11 protein-coding genes are annotated in these 18509 nt (G+C 38.9%); 2 read left to right on the top strand and 9 right to left on the bottom strand.

Going from position 1 to position 18509, the window contains the following annotated elements:
- The first annotated feature begins 115 nt into the window (after nt 1-115).
- Together CWB85_RS04905 and CWB85_RS04910 are read left to right on the top strand one after the other, a co-directional pair.
- Entirely contained in the window at nt 116-1477 is a 1362-nt protein-coding gene (locus CWB85_RS04905; RefSeq protein ID WP_138554280.1) for a DUF1800 domain-containing protein, read from the top strand.
- Nucleotides 1477-2631, top strand: a complete 1155-nt coding sequence (locus tag CWB85_RS04910) for a DUF1501 domain-containing protein (RefSeq protein WP_249314788.1) — start codon at nt 1477-1479, stop codon at nt 2629-2631. The genes CWB85_RS04905 and CWB85_RS04910 overlap by 1 nt, the downstream gene beginning before the upstream one ends.
- Nucleotides 2632-2725: 94 nt before the next feature.
- Here the strand turns inward: CWB85_RS04910 and CWB85_RS04915 are convergent, their stop codons facing one another.
- From CWB85_RS04915 to eda, 9 genes are all read right to left on the bottom strand, one after another.
- Nucleotides 2726-3652, bottom strand: coding sequence for a DUF4861 family protein (locus tag CWB85_RS04915; protein ID WP_138554281.1), 927 nt, complete (start codon nt 3650-3652; stop codon nt 2726-2728).
- Nucleotides 3653-3669: 17 nt separating this feature from the next.
- Nucleotides 3670-5328, bottom strand: coding sequence for a glycoside hydrolase family 88 protein (locus tag CWB85_RS04920; protein WP_138554282.1), 1659 nt, complete (start codon nt 5326-5328; stop codon nt 3670-3672).
- 103 nt (nt 5329-5431) lie between these two features.
- Nucleotides 5432-6397 carry a class 1 fructose-bisphosphatase gene (locus CWB85_RS04925; protein ID WP_138554283.1) on the bottom strand — a complete coding sequence of 322 codons (966 nt, stop codon included), beginning with the start codon at nt 6395-6397 and terminating at the stop codon, nt 5432-5434.
- A gap of 4 nt (nt 6398-6401) precedes the next feature.
- Nucleotides 6402-7478 carry a class II fructose-bisphosphate aldolase gene (gene fbaA, locus CWB85_RS04930; RefSeq protein WP_138554284.1) on the bottom strand — a complete coding sequence of 359 codons (1077 nt, stop codon included), beginning with the start codon at nt 7476-7478 and terminating at the stop codon, nt 6402-6404.
- Nucleotides 7479-7517: 39 nt separating this feature from the next.
- A complete protein-coding gene (locus CWB85_RS04935) occupies nt 7518-9173 on the bottom strand; it encodes a hypothetical protein (RefSeq protein WP_138554285.1) in 1656 nt (551 codons plus the stop codon).
- A gap of 86 nt (nt 9174-9259) precedes the next feature.
- Entirely contained in the window at nt 9260-12133 is a 2874-nt protein-coding gene (locus CWB85_RS04940; protein WP_138554286.1) for a TonB-dependent receptor, read from the bottom strand.
- 264 nt (nt 12134-12397) lie between these two features.
- On the bottom strand, nt 12398-14215 hold the full coding sequence (locus CWB85_RS04945) for a discoidin domain-containing protein (protein WP_138554287.1): 1818 nt from the start codon (nt 14213-14215) through the stop codon (nt 12398-12400).
- Nucleotides 14216-14536: 321 nt separating this feature from the next.
- Complete coding sequence (locus CWB85_RS04950; RefSeq protein ID WP_138554288.1) at nt 14537-17509, bottom strand: TonB-dependent receptor; 2973 nt, start codon at nt 17507-17509, stop codon at nt 14537-14539.
- A gap of 341 nt (nt 17510-17850) precedes the next feature.
- Nucleotides 17851-18468 carry a bifunctional 4-hydroxy-2-oxoglutarate aldolase/2-dehydro-3-deoxy-phosphogluconate aldolase gene (gene eda, locus CWB85_RS04955; protein WP_138554289.1) on the bottom strand — a complete coding sequence of 206 codons (618 nt, stop codon included), beginning with the start codon at nt 18466-18468 and terminating at the stop codon, nt 17851-17853.
- Between the last annotated feature and the right edge of the window lie 41 nt (nt 18469-18509).

Consider the following 18509-nt stretch of genomic DNA (forward strand, 5'->3'; position numbering starts at 1 on the left):
TGGCAGATAGCCTTGGCCTGAATAGAAGAAAGCGGAGTAAAGATATGTAAATTAAATAGCGATAAAAACTGAAAGGTTTATTTTCAATAATTAAGTACAACCGTTTGAGGTCATTATGTCAGTTCAAGCTACTATTGCGATAAATCGTTTTGGTTTGGGAGCAACCCCCTCTGAGCTCACTGCCGCTAATAAAGATCCAAAGCAATGGCTTATTAGTCAGTTGCAACTTAAACCTGCTATTCACTTTAACTCAGATGTAGCACACTCAGATGAGATCATGCATAAGTTGGCTGAACTCCGTGAGCAAAAGAAATCTGATAAAAATAATATCAAAAGCAATAACCCCTCTGAGACACCGCAAACCAAAACACCTAAAGTAAGTTATCATCGACAAATTTACCTACAACTGAGTATTGATACGCTTGAACATGCAATTAACTCAGAGCATAGTTTAAATTGGCGACTTTTAGACTTTTTCTCTAATCATTTTAGTGTCAGTAGTGCAGGGCCTGTAATGACCGCATTAGCGCCAACGCTAGAGCGTGAAGCCATTGCCCCTAATTTATTGGGCCGATTTGATGATTTGCTCATTAGTGTTATACAACACCCTGCCATGTTAATTTATTTGAATAACGAAAAATCATTTGGGCCTAATTCAAAGGTTGCTAAAAAGAATGGCCGAGGTTTAAACGAAAACTTAGCCCGTGAAATTTTAGAGCTCCATACATTAGGTGTCGACAGTGGTTACAGCCAAAAAGATGTAATTGAATTGGCGAAAGGAATTACTGGTTGGAGCGTAGCTAACCCACTTAAAGATAAAGAGCAGGGCTTTAAATATCGTCGTTCAGGGCATGAACCAGGTGTGCGTACTCTATTAAATAAAACGTATTCACAAAAAGATAGTGAGCAAGGCAAAAGTATGCTTCGGGATTTAGCTGTCCACCCAGCAACAGCCAAACATATTAGCTATAAACTAGCCCATCACTTTATTAGTGATAACCCTCCAGCAAGCCTAGTAAATAAAATGACTGATAGTTGGCTGGCTACAAATGGTGATATCAAAGCAGTCATGACCACAATGATCAACGCAGATGAAGCATGGCACGCAGAGAAACAAAAATTTAAAACCCCTCGCGAATTTGTAATTTCATCCCTTAGAGCGCTGGAATTAAAAACCAATAATCGACAACTATATTCATCGCTGGTAACACTTGGTCAGCAACCATTTAAAGCAGGTTCTCCGGCAGGTTACAGTGATAGTGAAGATGACTGGAATGGCGCTAGCGCTTTAATTTCAAGGGTTAACTGGGCATCCACAATTGCAGCTAGAGCCAAAAAAGTACAGATTGAAGCCATTATAAAAAATAGTTTTTCAGAGTCTATTAGTCAATTGAGCTATCAAACCATATCTAGAGCAGAAAGTCGCAAGCAAGCGCTGACATTGTTTTTAATGAGCCCAGAGTTTTTAAGGAGATAATGATGGAACGTAGAGACTTTATTAAAGCGTTAGGCGCAAGTTTAGTGGTGTTTCAAACCCCTTTATTAGCAATGAGCTTGGAATCGAATCAGCCAACTAGTGAGCAACCAGCAAAACTTGTGTGGGTTGTATTGCGTGGAGCTATGGACTCATTGGGTACTGTAGTTCCTGCATTTGACGCAAACCTATTAAAGCAACGGCCAAAACTCGCAAGCGGTATCAAAGAACAGTTATTACCACTGGATAATGGTTATGGTTTTCACCCAGCGCTAGCGAACCTGCATCAGTGGTATAAAGATAAACAGCTTTTACCCGTTATTGCCGTTTCATCTGGGTATAAAGAACGCTCTCATTTTGATGGTCAAGATTATTTGGAAAGTGGTTTAGCTAATATTGATCATGACTCTGGCTGGCTAGCAAGAGCTATATCTCAAAGGAATGTTAATGCCATTGCCCTTGCACGCTCAACCCCGATTAGCTTACGTAATACACCACAAGCAAATACCTGGTATCCGAGTAGATTGAAAGATGCTGACAGTGATGTGTATCAATCATTATCATCTATGTATGCCGATGATAAATTGTTACTTGATCGTTTAAACCAAGGTCTCGCATTACAAGGTCTCACGCAACAGGAGTCAAACAAAAGCACCGGTAAATTTGTTGATTTAAGTAAAGCATGTGCCAAGTTAATGATTGACCCAAAAAGTAATGTTGACTGTGCCATGCTAGAGCTTGGCGGGTGGGACACACATAGCAATCAAAACAACCGCTTAGCAAGGCAACTAGAAGAACTTGATAATGGCTTGCACGCACTTAAACAGGGCCTTGGAACGCAATGGCAAAACACAGTTATAATAGTAGCTACTGAGTTTGGTCGAACGGTTAAAGAAAATGGTACCCTAGGTACAGATCACGGCACCGCAAGTGCTATGTTTATCGCTGGTGGAAAAGTAAAAGGTGGACAAATTGCTGGCCAGTGGCCCGGCCTTGCTGATGAGCAGCTTTTTGAAAAACGGGATTTAATGCCTACTTCAAATACGTTTTCCTGGATTGCTAAAACCCTCAATGAACACTGGAAATTAACACCTCAACAACTAGCACATGTATTCCCCTCAGTCCCCATTGCAAGTGCCTCTGTGATCCACACTTAGGCCAACAATATTCTTCGCCATAACAGTATGAGACCGTCACCTAACTGACGGTCTCAACACTTAACTTACAAAAAATATCTAAACAACTTGCTGATTATTTATAGTTATCTAAGTATTTATTCCACTGATCAAAGCTCGTAATCTCTTTTGCACCAGCCCATGCAAACCCTGCAGAGTAGTGTAAAGAGCCATCCTCTTCACTATGAGTGAATATCCAGATATGACTTTTATCCTTCTCAGTACTGGGCACATGTTTGATCCCCTTAATTTTACTTGGAGAAATCAATGCACCAGTGCCAACCCCTATACCGTCAATCATTTCCCATGCGGCGATACGCCCTGTTTCATAATTGAATGATACGGTGGCTTTTTCATCATGTGTTGTAACACCTAACGCAATGGGTAATGACGTAGGCACCCCATCTAATGAAAAAACTGAATTAACAGAAAATAGCTGGCTGCCTATTAACAGTGAAACAGTTTTACTCTCATGCACTAAACCTAATGGAGTCTGCCATTCATATTCAAGTGTGAAAACCACTTTATTAGAGTTATTAACCTCAATATTGTAAGTCTTAAAGCTATGAGCAAAGTACGCTTGACCTTGAATCCATACTGCGGTGCTGCCGACTCCGCGACTCGTCCCTGTATGATATGGGTCATAACCTTCGCCACGGTCAACATGGTATGACAAACCATTTAAGTGATTCTCATACCATTTATCTATAATCGAATAATTGACCTTTTTAAACCAAGCATCAACACCACTACCATGGCCTTTGATCGGTGCAGCTGGCCCATACACGCGAAAAGCAACTTTATCATTTTCCCATGCAAAGTCGTCGTTTCTTTGAGGAACAAAACGCCCATAAGCTTTGATTTTTTGCTTTTTGTAAATATTTGCTGTACCCGGTGCTTGAGCCTTTGCTGACTCGTTACTACTATTACACCCTACTAGTAAGGTTGATACCCACAAGCTAGTTAAGAGCATGAAAAACTGAAGAATAGATTGATCTTTCATAGTTATACCCATTGCGCCTATAAACTATTTTGCAGGGCTAGTTTGCGAATATTTGCTTCTAAGAAATAAAAATCAGCATAAACAATTGAAGTATTGATTTCACTCGCATTAGGTAAATTACCTGTTGCTTGATTCAAAACAAATCCAAGTTCAAAATCACGGCCTTTTTCATTTTTTGTCAGGTAATTAGCAGTTAATTCAGCCATAATTTTATCAGCCAAAATAATTGATTTATCTTTTAATTGTTCACTAATATTAAGTTGAGCTAAGCGATAAAGTGCCGCGGCATAAAGTGCTGCAGCCGATGTATCTTTTGGAATATGCGTCGCATTACGTTGGTATGCTTTACTACCACATGGCAGCACTGATTCACCTTGAATAAATGGTTCATCATAAGCTGAGGTCATTGTAGATAAAACATCGAATGTTTGCTCAGACAGGATAGACTTATCGATTTTAATCGGGCGATATCCCTTATAAGGAAGAATATTATTGGGTATTTCAAAGTCACATAAATCTAAAATTCGTGAATAACGCACTGTTTCCAAACTTTGATCTTCAGCGATAGCTTGTGCATTATTTGATGCAGCAAAAAAATCCCAATCTGGAACAACATCAGTTTCGAGTAAATGATCTATTGAGTTAACAAGACGCTCAACATGATTTTCGAAGTCAGGTAATGGTTGCTGAGAGTTTTTCTGCTGTAACGCTTCAACAACAGTCACATAGCCATACAATGACCAACCTTGCCCACGCGCCCATGCAGAGACATTACCAACACCTTGCCAATTACCTGGACGCATAGAGTCATAATCAAATAAATGATATGCAATTGGAAACTCTTGATTTTTGTCATCTTTGTCATAGAAATAATGATGCTCATAAGTCTGTTTAGCATGACTAAACGCAATATCTCGATATTGTTCATTGTCACTACTCATTAAGAATTCTAAGTTCATCATGTTATCGACAATAACCGGGAAGGTCCACGGATCTGCTAATGACATACTTTGACTTTTTATATCGCCATCTTTCTTATAATGTGCAGGAAGGGTTGGTCCAAAATCCCATGATTTAATCACCCCCTTATTTTGATCAAAACGTGTTATTAACGTTCTTCGACCTTCTTCAAGAGTTTGTGTATAACGCAATCTATCCTGTGCCGTTAAGCTATTAAAATGCAGCGCTTCGCCAAATGAGTCATAAAGAATAAACCCTAAATCATGGGTTGATCCTCTTTTTGCTTCTGGAGTTAGCGCATCTTGATAATACTTAGCTTTTGCAAAAATTAGTTGCTGTTCAGAAGCTGAAAAACCGTCAATTTTCTCCCGCTCACTTAACAACTTCCATAATACTCCAGGGTAAAAACCATTCGTCCATTTTGTTGGTTTTTCTAAAAATATTTCACCATGTTCTTCTGAGCGAGGGAAACAAACAGTCTGTTTCTCTTGGCATCCTTTGGCATATTTAACATGCTGATTGTTGTCTACATTCTCAATCATTCTGATATATTGGTTTTTAATAAACGCTAAATTTGCATGCGCCATTTCGTTCGAAAACTCAGCCGTAGAACCTAGCTGGCTTTTACTGCTATCTTCAACAGTTGGGTTTGTTACTTGCTGAGAACAACCAAAGATCCCCAAACTTAACAGTAAACAAAGTGTTTTTTTCATCATTTTGCCCTTTATTATTAGTGTGTGCGTTTATTTAGCATTTCAAATTGGTAATGCCACCATACCACATTGTATTTATTTTCTACAAGATACTAATGCAGCTGTTTTAGTCCAGATAACCTAAGCAAAAATCAACTTCACTCGCGGATCCCATTATTACAGCGACTCGTTGATGAATATCATCCGGTTTTAAATCCAAGATACGAGTTGACTCTGTATATGCTTTACCACCGGCATTTTCAATTAAGAACGCCATTGGGTTAGCTTCATAAAGTAGCCTTAACTTGGCTGAAGGTTGTGGCGTATCGAAATGCGTGGGGTAACAGAAAATTCCACCACGAGATAATACACGATGAATATCAGCGACCATTGCACCATTCCAACGCATATTAAACCGCCGCCCACGTCTATTATCTGAGCTCACTAAGTCATTAATATAATTATTGAAACCTTGAGACCAACATGCACTGTTGGCCATATTGACTGAGAACTCATTCGTTTGCGTAGGGAGCTCAATGCTGTCAGTGGTTAATACGTATGCTTGTGAGTTTTTATCTAATGTATAAAAACTCGTCGGCCCCGCCGTGGTAATTGCCAACATGGTAGAAGCGGAGTATAAAACATATCCTGCACATACCTGTGCATGCCCTGCTTGTGAAAATTGCTCTTCACTGTTACTTGCGACATCGTTGCGTGCTTGGTAAATAGTAAAAATGGTGCCAATTTGACCATTTATATCTATATTTGATGAACCATCAAGTGGATCAAAAGCGACTATATAAGGTGCACCTGAATGCCCTTCTACTACAAAATCCTCTTCTTCTGATGCAATCGTTCTTACCAAGCCACATGACTTAAGACTGTCTTTTAATAACTGGTTACAGATAACATCCAGTTTTTTTTGTGTTTCACCTTGAATATTAACCTCGCTGGTTGCGCCTAAAATATTACTAAGTGCACCTTGATTAACCTTATAATCAATAACTTTAGTGGTATCTAAAATCACATTAATAAGCAGACATAAGTCCTCTTTTGTATGTTGTTCTTTGAGTTTTTCTTCAATGCTGATCATAACTTTAAAATCTACCTAAACAGTTTAATGCCGTAAAAGAAGTGATTAAACGCTCTGTCATTGATTCTTCTAGATGCCGTAACCATACACGTGGGTCGTAATATTTTTTATTAGGAATATCATCACCAAGTGGATTACCAATTTGACTGTGCAAAAACGCCTGATGATCTTGATAATATGTAAGAACACCTTGCCAACATGCCCACTGAGTATCGGTATCAATATTCATTTTTACCACCCCGTAACTAATGGCTTCGTTTATTTCATTTTGCAACGAACCAGAACCACCATGAAATACAAAATCAATTGGTTTAGAACAGGTATCAAACTTGTTTGCGACATATTGTTGAGAGTTCTTTAGTATTTTGGGAGTGAGTTGTACATTACCTGGTTTATAAACACCATGTACGTTGCCAAATGCTGCGGCGATAGTAAATGCATCACTAATTTTCCTTAATTGCTCAAATGCAAAGCTAACATCCTCTGGCTGAGTATAAAGTAGCGAACTATCAAGATCAGAGTTATCAATGCCATCTTCTTCACCACCAGTACACCCAAGCTCTATTTCAATTGCCATATCCATAGAGTGCATACGCGCCAAATAACGCTGACAAACTGTAATATTTTCTTCTACACTTTCTTCAGATAAATCGAGCATATGAGAACTAAACAACGGCTTGTTATGCAATTTATAATAGGTTTCACCTGCATCCAGTAAACCATCGATCCAAGGCAATAACTTTTTAGATGCATGGTCGGTATGGAGAATTACTGGTATACCATAACTTTGCGCCACTGTATGAACGTAATGGGCAGCGGCAACAGCGCCCACAATCGCCGCTTCGTGTCCTTGTAAAGGGATACCCTTGCCAACAAAAAAAGCAGCCCCACCGTAAGATAATTGAATAATTATAGGGGACTTGCATTTGTGAGCCGCTTCTAACGCCGCATTTATTGAATTTGTACTCACAACATTTACCGCAGGGTAAGCAAACTGATTTTCACGTGCTACTCGGTACAAGGTTTGTAAATGCTGACCACTGACAACACCACTGGGTACTAAATTGATTAACTGAGTCATATCGTTTCTAACTATCCATAAATTAATTTAAGCAAAAATTCAGCGTGATTTGAGTTTGCTAAGCCGCTTTTGTAATTGATAAATATATAAAGAAGGTATATCAGAAAAATATTCCCCTATTCCTTCCTGATAACTGTTCGGGCCATACTCGATTTTAAAAGGTAAGTTTGCAGACATGCCGACTAGACGAGCATTTGGACCATCTTTCATGCCATAAAGAACAATAGGTTGATCACTAAGCGCGCCATTTGTAAAGTTAATACGGGTGTTCCATAAAGTGGTGTGATTACCGTGCGAGGGTTTCCAGTAGGATGCGCCGCCACCCAAAAATAAGGGATACTTATATTGGCCTTGGGTTTCGTTAAGCGTAATGTGGACACGCGTATTATCGAATAAATTATGATGATTCGCGCCTGAATGCTGATCTAACACGGGCTGTACTTTCACATCAGAATCTAAATAAACATTTTTATTAGCAAAAGTATTAAAACTCAGAGGATGAATTGACGGATTCTCTATTGTCAGTCCTTTTACCAAGACATTATGCACGCCACCAAGTTGCACCGTATAATGCGCTAATGATTTCCCCGTGGTTGTAACATCGGCAATAGTGACGTTAGCGATACTCTCAGTCAAAACAGCACTATCTGAGTTTTCAATAGTGATATCTTTAATCCAACTATTGAACGTACGTGTTAAATATATGCCGTTATATCCACTCTCAACATGATGAGCCACGTGCTGATGCTCATCAAAGCGCATTGTGAAATGCTCAAAGCCGACTTGTTCAATGTGCTGCCATTGACGTATATTTACATTCCAACGCGTATCAATATCGTGCAACAGTGGGGTTTTTATTGTTATCTTATTAGCCTTTATATCCGTGATAAGCACTTGTTGGCGTGATAAAGCAAGTTCAGGATTTTCCCAATGACGAGAGCCAAGCTTTACATTACTATCACCATAAAGTTGCTGTAAAAACGAACCATTTTTACCCTCAGGGTTATGCCAATTAATTTCAACAACGTGCCCTACCTTTAGCTGGCTTGGATTATCAACGGTGAAAATGAAGCTGTCTTTCTTCCCTGATAAGATATTAGCCATTACCGGTTCTGTGGGGCTGTAATCATGTAAATAAGCTTTTACTCGTGCACCTTCCACTGCGGTCCAAAAAAAACCTCCGCTCCAAGACCATAGTGTATAAGGCAACTTAATATTTTGACTTGAATTTCGTTCAATCTTTTTTTCTTGATCGAGGTATAGTGCAAGCTCTTTCATTTCACTAGGCGTTGTTGCGTACATGAGAGGACGAGGGAAATAAAACTCTGTTGCTGACTTTCCCGCACCTCGTATCACTAGGTGACTTCGGCTAATGCGAATAATATCTGATATTTGATAACGACCGAGCCCAAATTGAATTACCACAGGTTCAGGATCGTTTTGTAACCTTTTAAGTAACGCCTGCAGCGCCTGTGTATCATCTAAACCATCGTTTGCAATTAACCCATGCTCAGCCACATTTATTACGCGCCATTCTTTTATATTTGGCTGTTTCTCACCAAATTCATAACCAGCATATGAGTAATCAGGTAAATATACTTGATTAAATACACCCGGCACCTTCGCGAAGCTGCTGGCGGATATCAAGAAGTAGAACACCATAGACATGAGTGCTTTCATTATAAAAGACGTCATATTTTTGCCTTAGAACTAAAAATGAAATAGGAAGGACGTTAATCGACAGCAAGGGGTCTATCGATTAACGTTAGTCAGTAATGAGGTTACATTTTATATTTAATACCGAAGAATACTTTAGAACCGCTGTATTCTATTTGGTTATAAGCTCCTTGCGCCACGCGTTGTTGAACAGCAGGCTCATTGGTTAAATTGAGTACTTCAAACTTCGCAGTCAATTGTTCTGTTAACTTGTAACCTAGACTCAAATCAACTGTTTTTTGATCATCTACAAATCGATTTGTTTGTGATAAATCATTACCAAATGGTTTTAAGTAGTCTGAGCGATATTTATATGACAAACGAATAGAAGCCGCTTCACCTTCCCAATAAACTTGCGTGTTAGCCACGTGCTCAGAAAGACCGGCTAAATTTGCAGGCGTCACTTCTGCTCGCGCATCTTCAGTTATTGAGCCACCGGCTTCAGGCGTAATATAATCTGAATCAGAGTAGTTATAGCTTAAAGATAAGCCTAAGCCATCAAATGGTTCCGGTAATGTTTTAAAACGATGAACCGCTGTAAACTCGACGCCTTGGATGCTAGATTCATCATCATAAATAGTCGGCACACCTTGAACCGTCGTATCGTATGACGTGCCATCTACAATGATTTGCTCATCAGATGTATCCGCCCCAAAACGTGCCGAAAAAGTTTTATAATAGTATGAAGCTGAAAGCATCGTTTCATCTTCCCAATACCAATTTAGACCTAACTCATAGTTATTTGATTTGATCAGCTCTAAATTTGGATTACCGCGAGCAGAAACATTACCATCATCAAGTGCTTGTTCTGGGGTTGTATAACCATCGTCGTATGTAATATCACTCACTTCACGCCCAGCACCATAAAACCACATATCAGGACGAGAAATAGCTTTAAATGCAGCAAAACGAAGTTCAGTATCTTCACGTAATTCTAGAATTACATTTAAGCTTGGTAATACATTACTGAATGAGTTCTCGAAATGATTAATTTCAACTGAATTATTACCGTCTAATTCTATAAAGCCATTTTCATTAGTTTGGACTGTATAGGATTGTGTCACCCCTTTTGATTCAATGTTGGTGTGAACATAACGAACCCCAACATTACCACGAACATACATACCACCTAACTCACTCTCAAAATCAGACATCACATAGAAAGACGTTATCTCTTCAGTTAAGTCAATGTCAGCTTCTGATGGTGCTTTGGGATCAGGGGATAACACATCACTTCCAACCAATGTGCTATAAGCACATGATGTATCTAAATATGCCCATTGTGATACAGGACTATCACCATCTTCACCATAACCTGATTGTGGCCAAGGCTCGAGACAACTTGCTGCACTTGCGAGCACGCCAGCACGATCATCTTTTGCGGTTGCTTTACTTACCTGATCTTCACCATAGTTTTGATGAGAGCGTGAAGAATACGCAAAACCTGAACTCAAGAAGGTAAACATACCAGCATCTAATAAGTATTTAGCATCTAATTTAGTACTGCGAATTCGGTCGTCAATTTCAAAGCGATATTTACGTGCTTCACTATCGTCATCAAAGAATGCCAAATCATTTACATCACTTTGCCAGTTAATACTACTACCAGCAGCATCATCAAAATCAGTATATACATTTGTTACATTCGGAAATTGTTGACTATTTCTTTGCTGCCAGTCATAAAATTTACGCTTACTTCTAAAGCGTGTATAAGTGCGATCTTGCCATCTATTTGTACCTGAGTATGCAGCGTCAAATGCAAGTTCTAAATCATCTGTAACTTGCCACTTAACATTAAAGCCTGCACCTTTATATTCTTCGTCGCGGGTACGCATTTCGTTCATATTCGCAATCCGAGACTCGCCCGTATAACTGGTAAGAATATGGTCGTCATTTGTTTGCCAGTTTGACACGCGACGTCTGGCATCGTCGAAACTTAGGTCATGACGATCTTCAAAATATGAACTTTCAGACCATTGTGCATCAAAATTTATATCTAATTTATCTGTTGGTTTCCATTGCACGGCAGCAATCACTGCATCATCATCTTCAACAGATTCCATTTGACGATATGTAAATGCATTAGAGATGAAATAGTAATCACCATCAATTGCATCACCGCCGTTTGCTGCAGCATTAGAGTCATTAAAACTACAGCTGCTTCCGCCATCCAAACCATAATCCGAGTTACAATTTCTAAGTGTTGAACTTGTTAAATATGTTTCTTCAGGACGTGGAGACTCCCCGCCAGCATAACCAATAGCAAAGCCTAACTGACCATCACCAACATCATAAGTATTGGTATATGAAAATGATATTTTATTACCAAATCCATTATCATCTTCTAATTTACTTTGGTATTCGTCGTAGGTGCCTTTTACCTCAGCTTGGAAATTCTCTTTACCGTAATCAACTGGTTTAATAGTACCGAGGTCAATCACACCTGAAACACCCCCTTCAAGTAGGTTAGCCGATTGTGATTTATAGACTTTAACCCCGTTCACAAGCTCAGATGGAAACTGGCTAAACGCAACACTACGGTTACCGCTACCTGATGAAATTGCACGCCCATTCAGCGTCGACATGCCTAAAAACGGGCCTAAACCACGAATAGATATTTCACTAGCGCCGCCTTTAAACCGATCGGCTGCAACACCTGTAATACGCTCTAAAGTTTCAGCCACTGAATTATCAGGTAAAGCGCCCATATCCTCGAGCGAGATGGAATCAACAATTGTTACTGCAGCACGTTTAGTACTGATAGCGTTTTTGTATGAATCACGCAGACCAGAGACCTCTATAACCTCAATTTGATCATCTTCGGTAAGTTGCTCTTGCTCCGATTGCGCACTAACACTTGTAACATTCATTGCAATCAATGAAGCGAGTAATGTTTTTTTTAAGTTTAGAGAATGTTTATTCTGTTTTCTTATAGTCATCTTTATTACCTTAAAATGTATCATTGTGTGTGATTTATAGCTCAACATATCACCTCAACACACCAAGGTAAAGCGGCAAAGCGGCCTTACCAATAAAATAATAACTACATTTTTTGTAAATAATTAAAGATCAATAACTTAAAAGGTTAAATTTTTTGTAAATACAATGTTTTAAAATGCGTGGGGATTGTTTCTAAGTAAAAAGAGGAATGTATACCCAAGCAACAATTCAAAATGCCTGGATATACAATGAGTCGAAAACAGTTAATAGGCTCTCAGTTTAATATATTGACAGCTATTATTCGGGCTAAGTTTAAATGTTTTACCACTTAAGCTATTAATAGCGTGATAATTTGAATCGACGGTTGCAGCAATAGAGCTATTACTGGTTGCCGTAATTTCACCTCTAAAATCGCATGAACTGTTTGCATCACTATCCCAAGCTTGTAGAACGCCATTTGTTAGATCGTTATCAAAACGAATGCAGTCAGTCGTGGCTATACTTACCTCAGTTTTATCTCCCCAGCTAATATCAGCTATTCCATTGCAGCCTGCAATATCTGATGGCGGTGCTGTTTCTTGACCAAATTCAAATGCAACTTCAGTAAAGCTATTCCAGTCATTGACGCTATTTCCGTTACCAATTATTTTAAAGTAACGTCCTTGCGCACCATTTAAGTTAAATGACTCAAATCCTAATGTCTCGCCACTACTGGTTGCAGTAAGTAAGTTATCCCAACTATTACCATCGAAAGAACGCTGAATCTGAATATTACTTTGGCGAGTATTGCCCATATTAAAAGCAATGTTCAATACAGAGACATTTTGAGTTTGTTCTAGCTCAAATTTGATCCACTCACCTATTCCATAAGCAGACCAACGAGAGCTTTCTGACAAATCGCCATCAAGTGTATTTTCAGGTACGTTGCCATCATTACTACTAGCTGTGGCAATTGGATACGTATACGTTGGCGGCGGATTAGGGGAAGTAGTAGGCATACCGCAACCATTGAGCTCATCAAAGCAGGTATAGCTTCGCGAAGCTGTTTCAATTGACTGATCAAGAATGCTATCAATTTTATTAGCTTGGTAACTTGCATCAACCTGCTTGGTTCCACCATCTAAGCGGATATTATTTTGTGCGTGAATAGTTTCTTCTAATATTTTATAAGTGGGAGCGTCGACGCTTAGGTTGATTTCATTGTTATATATATTGGAAGAACGGTGTTCCTGATAAGTAAAAATCGCATGGGCAATATTACTGTCTCCCCCCCAATCAAGATGATTATTTCTAATCACATTATTTGTACCTTTTAAATCAATAAAACTATCTGCGGCAGGATTACCTGCATCACCAATAATGCCACTGCCATTAATAGAGTTAAATTCAATCACAGTACCACTTACACCCGCTTTAATATCAAATGCTTCGGCTGTTACGTTTGGGCCAATAACACAGCCGCCAATGCGATTATTGTCGCTATGGTCAAGCTTTTCTGCAGTATGACCATCATGAGTACCAATATATACTCCTTCACCAAAGCCTTCCTGCCCAACACGCTTACCTGTATCGTGGATATAGCAATTAGACAGTACATTATCACTACTGAAATAACGCATATGTACTGCTTCTGCACCTAAATTTGATAACTCTACATTATCAATCTCGTTGTGGTTTGAACCTTCGAGCATGATGCCTTTTTGTGCAGTGCTAAATTTTAAGTCTTTAATAACCCAGTTATCACCATTAAGGTAGAAGATATAACCTGAATCAATGGTAGACCCTTTAAGTACTTGCTTATTACTAATATCAGCGCTTCTGAGTATTATTGGATCATTAGCTTCACCACTTCGATCACTGTAAAAATGTGCTTTGCTACTACCACTGGTTGCTTTGTTGCCAACGTAACTGCCAGCATTTACGACTATTTCATCGCCCGCACTGGCGGTTTTCAACGCATTTTGCAATTCAGTAGCAGTGTAAACCTGCACTACCTCAGCTTGTACATATGAACTTAAAATTATGCATGCAACAAAGTTACTCAGCTTGAAAGCCGCGATTGTTTTTTTGTTTATTTTCATTGTGTGTCCTGATTTTTTATTAGAGGTTTGTACAGCGACTCAAAAAGCAATTCACTGCAACCGTTTAAACAATAGAACACAATTATTGGTAAGGCAACCTTGCCAATGTGGTATTTTTCAAGAAAAAGACAAATAATTTATATCTTATATATCATGTGGTTAAAAGTTTAAAAGTAACAACTGCACAATAAATGCTTAGGGGGGATTAGCTAAAGATGAGGGTAATCATCACACCTATAAAAAGCAGGAATTGATGATCTTATGCAGCAGTTGAGGTTAAACATTGTTTAACCTCAACTGTAATTTTATTATCAGTAATTATTAAAAAGTATACTTCATGGCTAACGCATAAACTTGGCCATCATACATGGTAGAACGAGGTTGCCATTCGTTATTCTGATACTCTTCATACAAAGTATTAGTTAAGTTATATGCTTTTAAACTCATTGTTAATTGTTCACTAAAGTTGTAATAAATTGAAGCATCTAAACGACCAGCAGCTTTAACACTTCTATCACCTGAACCATTTGAGGTACCTACCGTTCTTAAGTCATAATCAGAGCGGTAGTTATATGCAAGCCTAAACCCATAGTTTTCTTGTTCGTAATAACCGATCACGTTAAAAGTATCTTCTGAAATACCAGATACACGGATCTCATCAGAGTCATCTTGCGACGTTTTTGAGTAGTTAAATACACCACCAAAGCCATTCCACGGGTATGGTAAAAAATCTAAATTTTGCTGAATTGATAGTTCATAACCTCTAACTTCAATAGTATCTTCGATATTAACAATACCACTTAGACGTACTTCATCACCGGCAGAAACTAATCCAGTGTCGGTCAAATTATCATTACCATCCGTTCGGCATGTACCGTCAGCATCTTCCGTAAGTTTACCTAAACTAACACCGGTTCCAGCAAGGGTAGAGGCATCACAAACTTGCTGTGATTGGAATAAATTTTTAATTTCTTTTTGAAATAAGGCCACACTAATGGCACTTCCTGGTCGGTTATACCACTCTAGCGATAAATCATAAGAGTCTGCTTCAAATGGCTTAATGCCAACGCCAGGTAGGCGAACTGTTGTTAAACCTGGAATATAGTTAAACGACGCTGATGGAGTTGCTGAACGTAAATCTGGTCGTACTAACGACTGTCCATACGCAAAGCGTAACAATAGATCGTCATCTTCATCTAAATTAATTGCTGCATTTAAAGTTGGCAAGAAGTGATTGTAATCATCAGGATATACCCCCTCTTCGAGATTATTTATATCACCCTGACCGGCAAGTGGTGCACGAGATTCCGTTTTAGACTCAATATACCGCCCACCTAAGTTACCGCGTAGATAATGATCACCAAATATAAACTCATAATTGGCCATTAAATACAGAGCATTTGTTTCAAGTGTTGATGAATATACTAAACCATCAGCTTGACGACCACCACGAGTCACGTAACCAGTTGGTGATAAAACAGGTTTTTCACCATCTGCAGAAGGTGATATTTGATTAATATCGATAGTTGATAATAACGCACTGTTTACTGAATCAAAATCAAATGAGCGCCAACCATTTGCCGCTGTCACAAAACCAGGAGCATCGCCACCAAAGAATGCATGCTCGTTGACATAAGATGGATCAATCATCGCATCTGAAGTCAAAATACCTGTAGGATCTACCCCCACTGGTGAACCTTTTGCATATTCTGAATCAAGCGTGGTCTCTGCATAACGATAACCAAAACGAATACTTTTGATAAAACTGTCGTCAAAATCTCGCTCTGCATTTATTTCAAATGAATCATTTTGGTGCTCTATTTTTTCATAGTTCCCTGTAAGTAACATATACAAACCATTAGCACCGGTTGTGCTTGTAACAGCTGTATTTGCAACTTGCATTTTAGGTACCCACGTAGCACCATCCCAATCCATAGAGTTTTCAGTGCCAGTTAAATCCATATAAAAGTTTTCAATATTCCCTTCACCTGTATAAATACTACCATCAACACCTGATGGGCTATCTATACGTGAAGAAATCAACACTTGTGACCACTCATTTTCAGCCGATGAAAGTGTTAATGCACCATCAAACTTCCACATACCAAGGGTGTATTCTGCGTCAAAAATATACGCTTGCGCTTGCTCTTTTTGCGCTTCACCGCGGTTATCAAAGTAATAACGTATATTGTTAAAATCTACGCCAGATAAAACATAAATAGGTTCACCAGAGGTACCTGTTTGCCCGGTATCACGAGGCTTGAATTCATCTTTAGGGGTAATACCCACAGTTTTTTGGTCCAAGCGCATTTCAAGTTGCTCTAAACGAGCACCACTTAATTCTCTTTTTGTGATGATAGTATTAAAACCAAGCTTCAAGTCTTCTGTCGCTTGATACTCAATCCCGCCAGAAAACGAAATTCGGTCTCCTGAATTAGTTTCGCTTTGTTGGCGATATTCACCAGGCATTTGTAGTATTGCGTTGTCAGGAAGATTATTCGCTGCTTTATACTCAGCAAAACTGCCAGTGTTATTACCTTGATCAAATTGCTGTTCTGAAATGGTGTCATAAGCGTTTATTCTAATAGCATCGCGTCGAAACGATTGATCTGAATAAGCTAATGTCGCAGTAATAGCCAAAGTATCTTCTATTAAATGTTTGGTACCAGAAATAACACCTTCCAAATCAGTTTCATCAGCTAGCTCTTCATAGCGAGCACCAATTTGAGTAACAAATGAATCTTTTTTACTTAGTGCGCCCTTTAAGCCTTGGTCAATAGTACCCGCGATACCACCTTCAATCATATCCGCAGATAATGACTTAACTACTTTTAGGCCACTAAAAACAGACGGGTCATAAGCACCAAATGGGTTACCTGGGCCAAATGCTGAGCTAGATGAGTTACGCGTAGGTGTTGCAATAGCTTGATTATTGGCAGTCGTCAAAACAAAACCTGATGGCAACCCTCGCAAATTAACACTCGATTCACGACGTGAGCCTTCACGATTTAGTTGTACACCCGGAACGGCTTGTAATGCCTCCCCCATATCTAGAGCTGGTAATGAACCTATATCTTCCGCAGAAATGCTGTCACCAATTTCATCCGATGCTTTTTTATCAAAAATAGCCGACTCTAAATTTTGTTTAAAGCCACTTGTCACTTCAATAACTTCGAACTCATTTTTATTTGCAACAGGTTCGGCTGCAACCCCATTTAAACAATATAATGCGATTACACTGCTTAGCACTGAACGTTTAAACTTTATTGTCTTATTTTTTCTAATAGTACCCATTGAGTTCCCCAACGATCTTTAATTTTATTATCTTTGTGTGTGAGCACAATAAATATGCGCTTAGAACAATTTATCATCAAACACAGAAAAGGCAAGGTGGCCTTGATGTAAAGCGGCCTTACCAAATGTTAACTTTATGATATTAAAATGAATTTAAATCGTAAATTTTTTTAAGGTATTTGATTATCAAGTAGTCAGTATAGAAATGAGGGTCAAAATGAAGAACAATGCTAAAGTGTTAAGGTGAGCTCTCTACAGCATTTATATTCATTTCCTGTCACGTAGTTGTGACCCTTGCGATGCAATTTAAAAAGGCCAATATCCTTATCAGCCAATAACTTTTAGCTATTAGCTTCTTTACAGGCTTGGCTAATATGTTGCCATTGTTTATTTTCAAGCCATTGAGGTTGGCAGACCCAAGTGCCACCTACAGCTAATACATTATTTAAAGCGAGATAATCTTGCCTATTCTCCGCATTAATGCCTCCTGTAGGGCAAAAACTAATGGTTGGAAAAACAGTTGCGACACCTTTTATAAAAGCAGCTCCACCACTTAAATTTGCGGGAAAAAACTTCATTTGTGTAAAACCAAACTCTTTAGCAAGTAAAATATCTGCAGTGTTGGATACCCCTGGTAATACAGGTATCTTACAGCAGCTCAGGGCATCCAATAAACGCGTGGATATCGCTGGAGTAACAATAAAATCAGCTCCAGCATCAATAGCTTGTTGCAAAACATCACTGTCAGTAACCGTTCCTGCGCCCACTAACAAACCTGGAACCTGATCTTTGATAGCACTGAGCGCCGCTAATGAGGCCTCGCTACGCAACACCACTTCAACTAAGTTCAAGCCTCCTTCCTGCATCGCCTTTGCTATTTGTACTCCCTCTTCAACAGAGCTAGTTTGTATAATTGGCAGGATTTTCTGCCCGTTAAGTAAATCTGAAAATAACATCATATATTGAGCCTTTAGTTAATTTAATCAGCAAATTGACGCAC

The sequence above is a fragment of the Pseudoalteromonas sp. S1727 genome (assembly GCF_005886375.1).
GTDB classification, from domain to species: domain Bacteria; phylum Pseudomonadota; class Gammaproteobacteria; order Enterobacterales; family Alteromonadaceae; genus Pseudoalteromonas; species Pseudoalteromonas haloplanktis.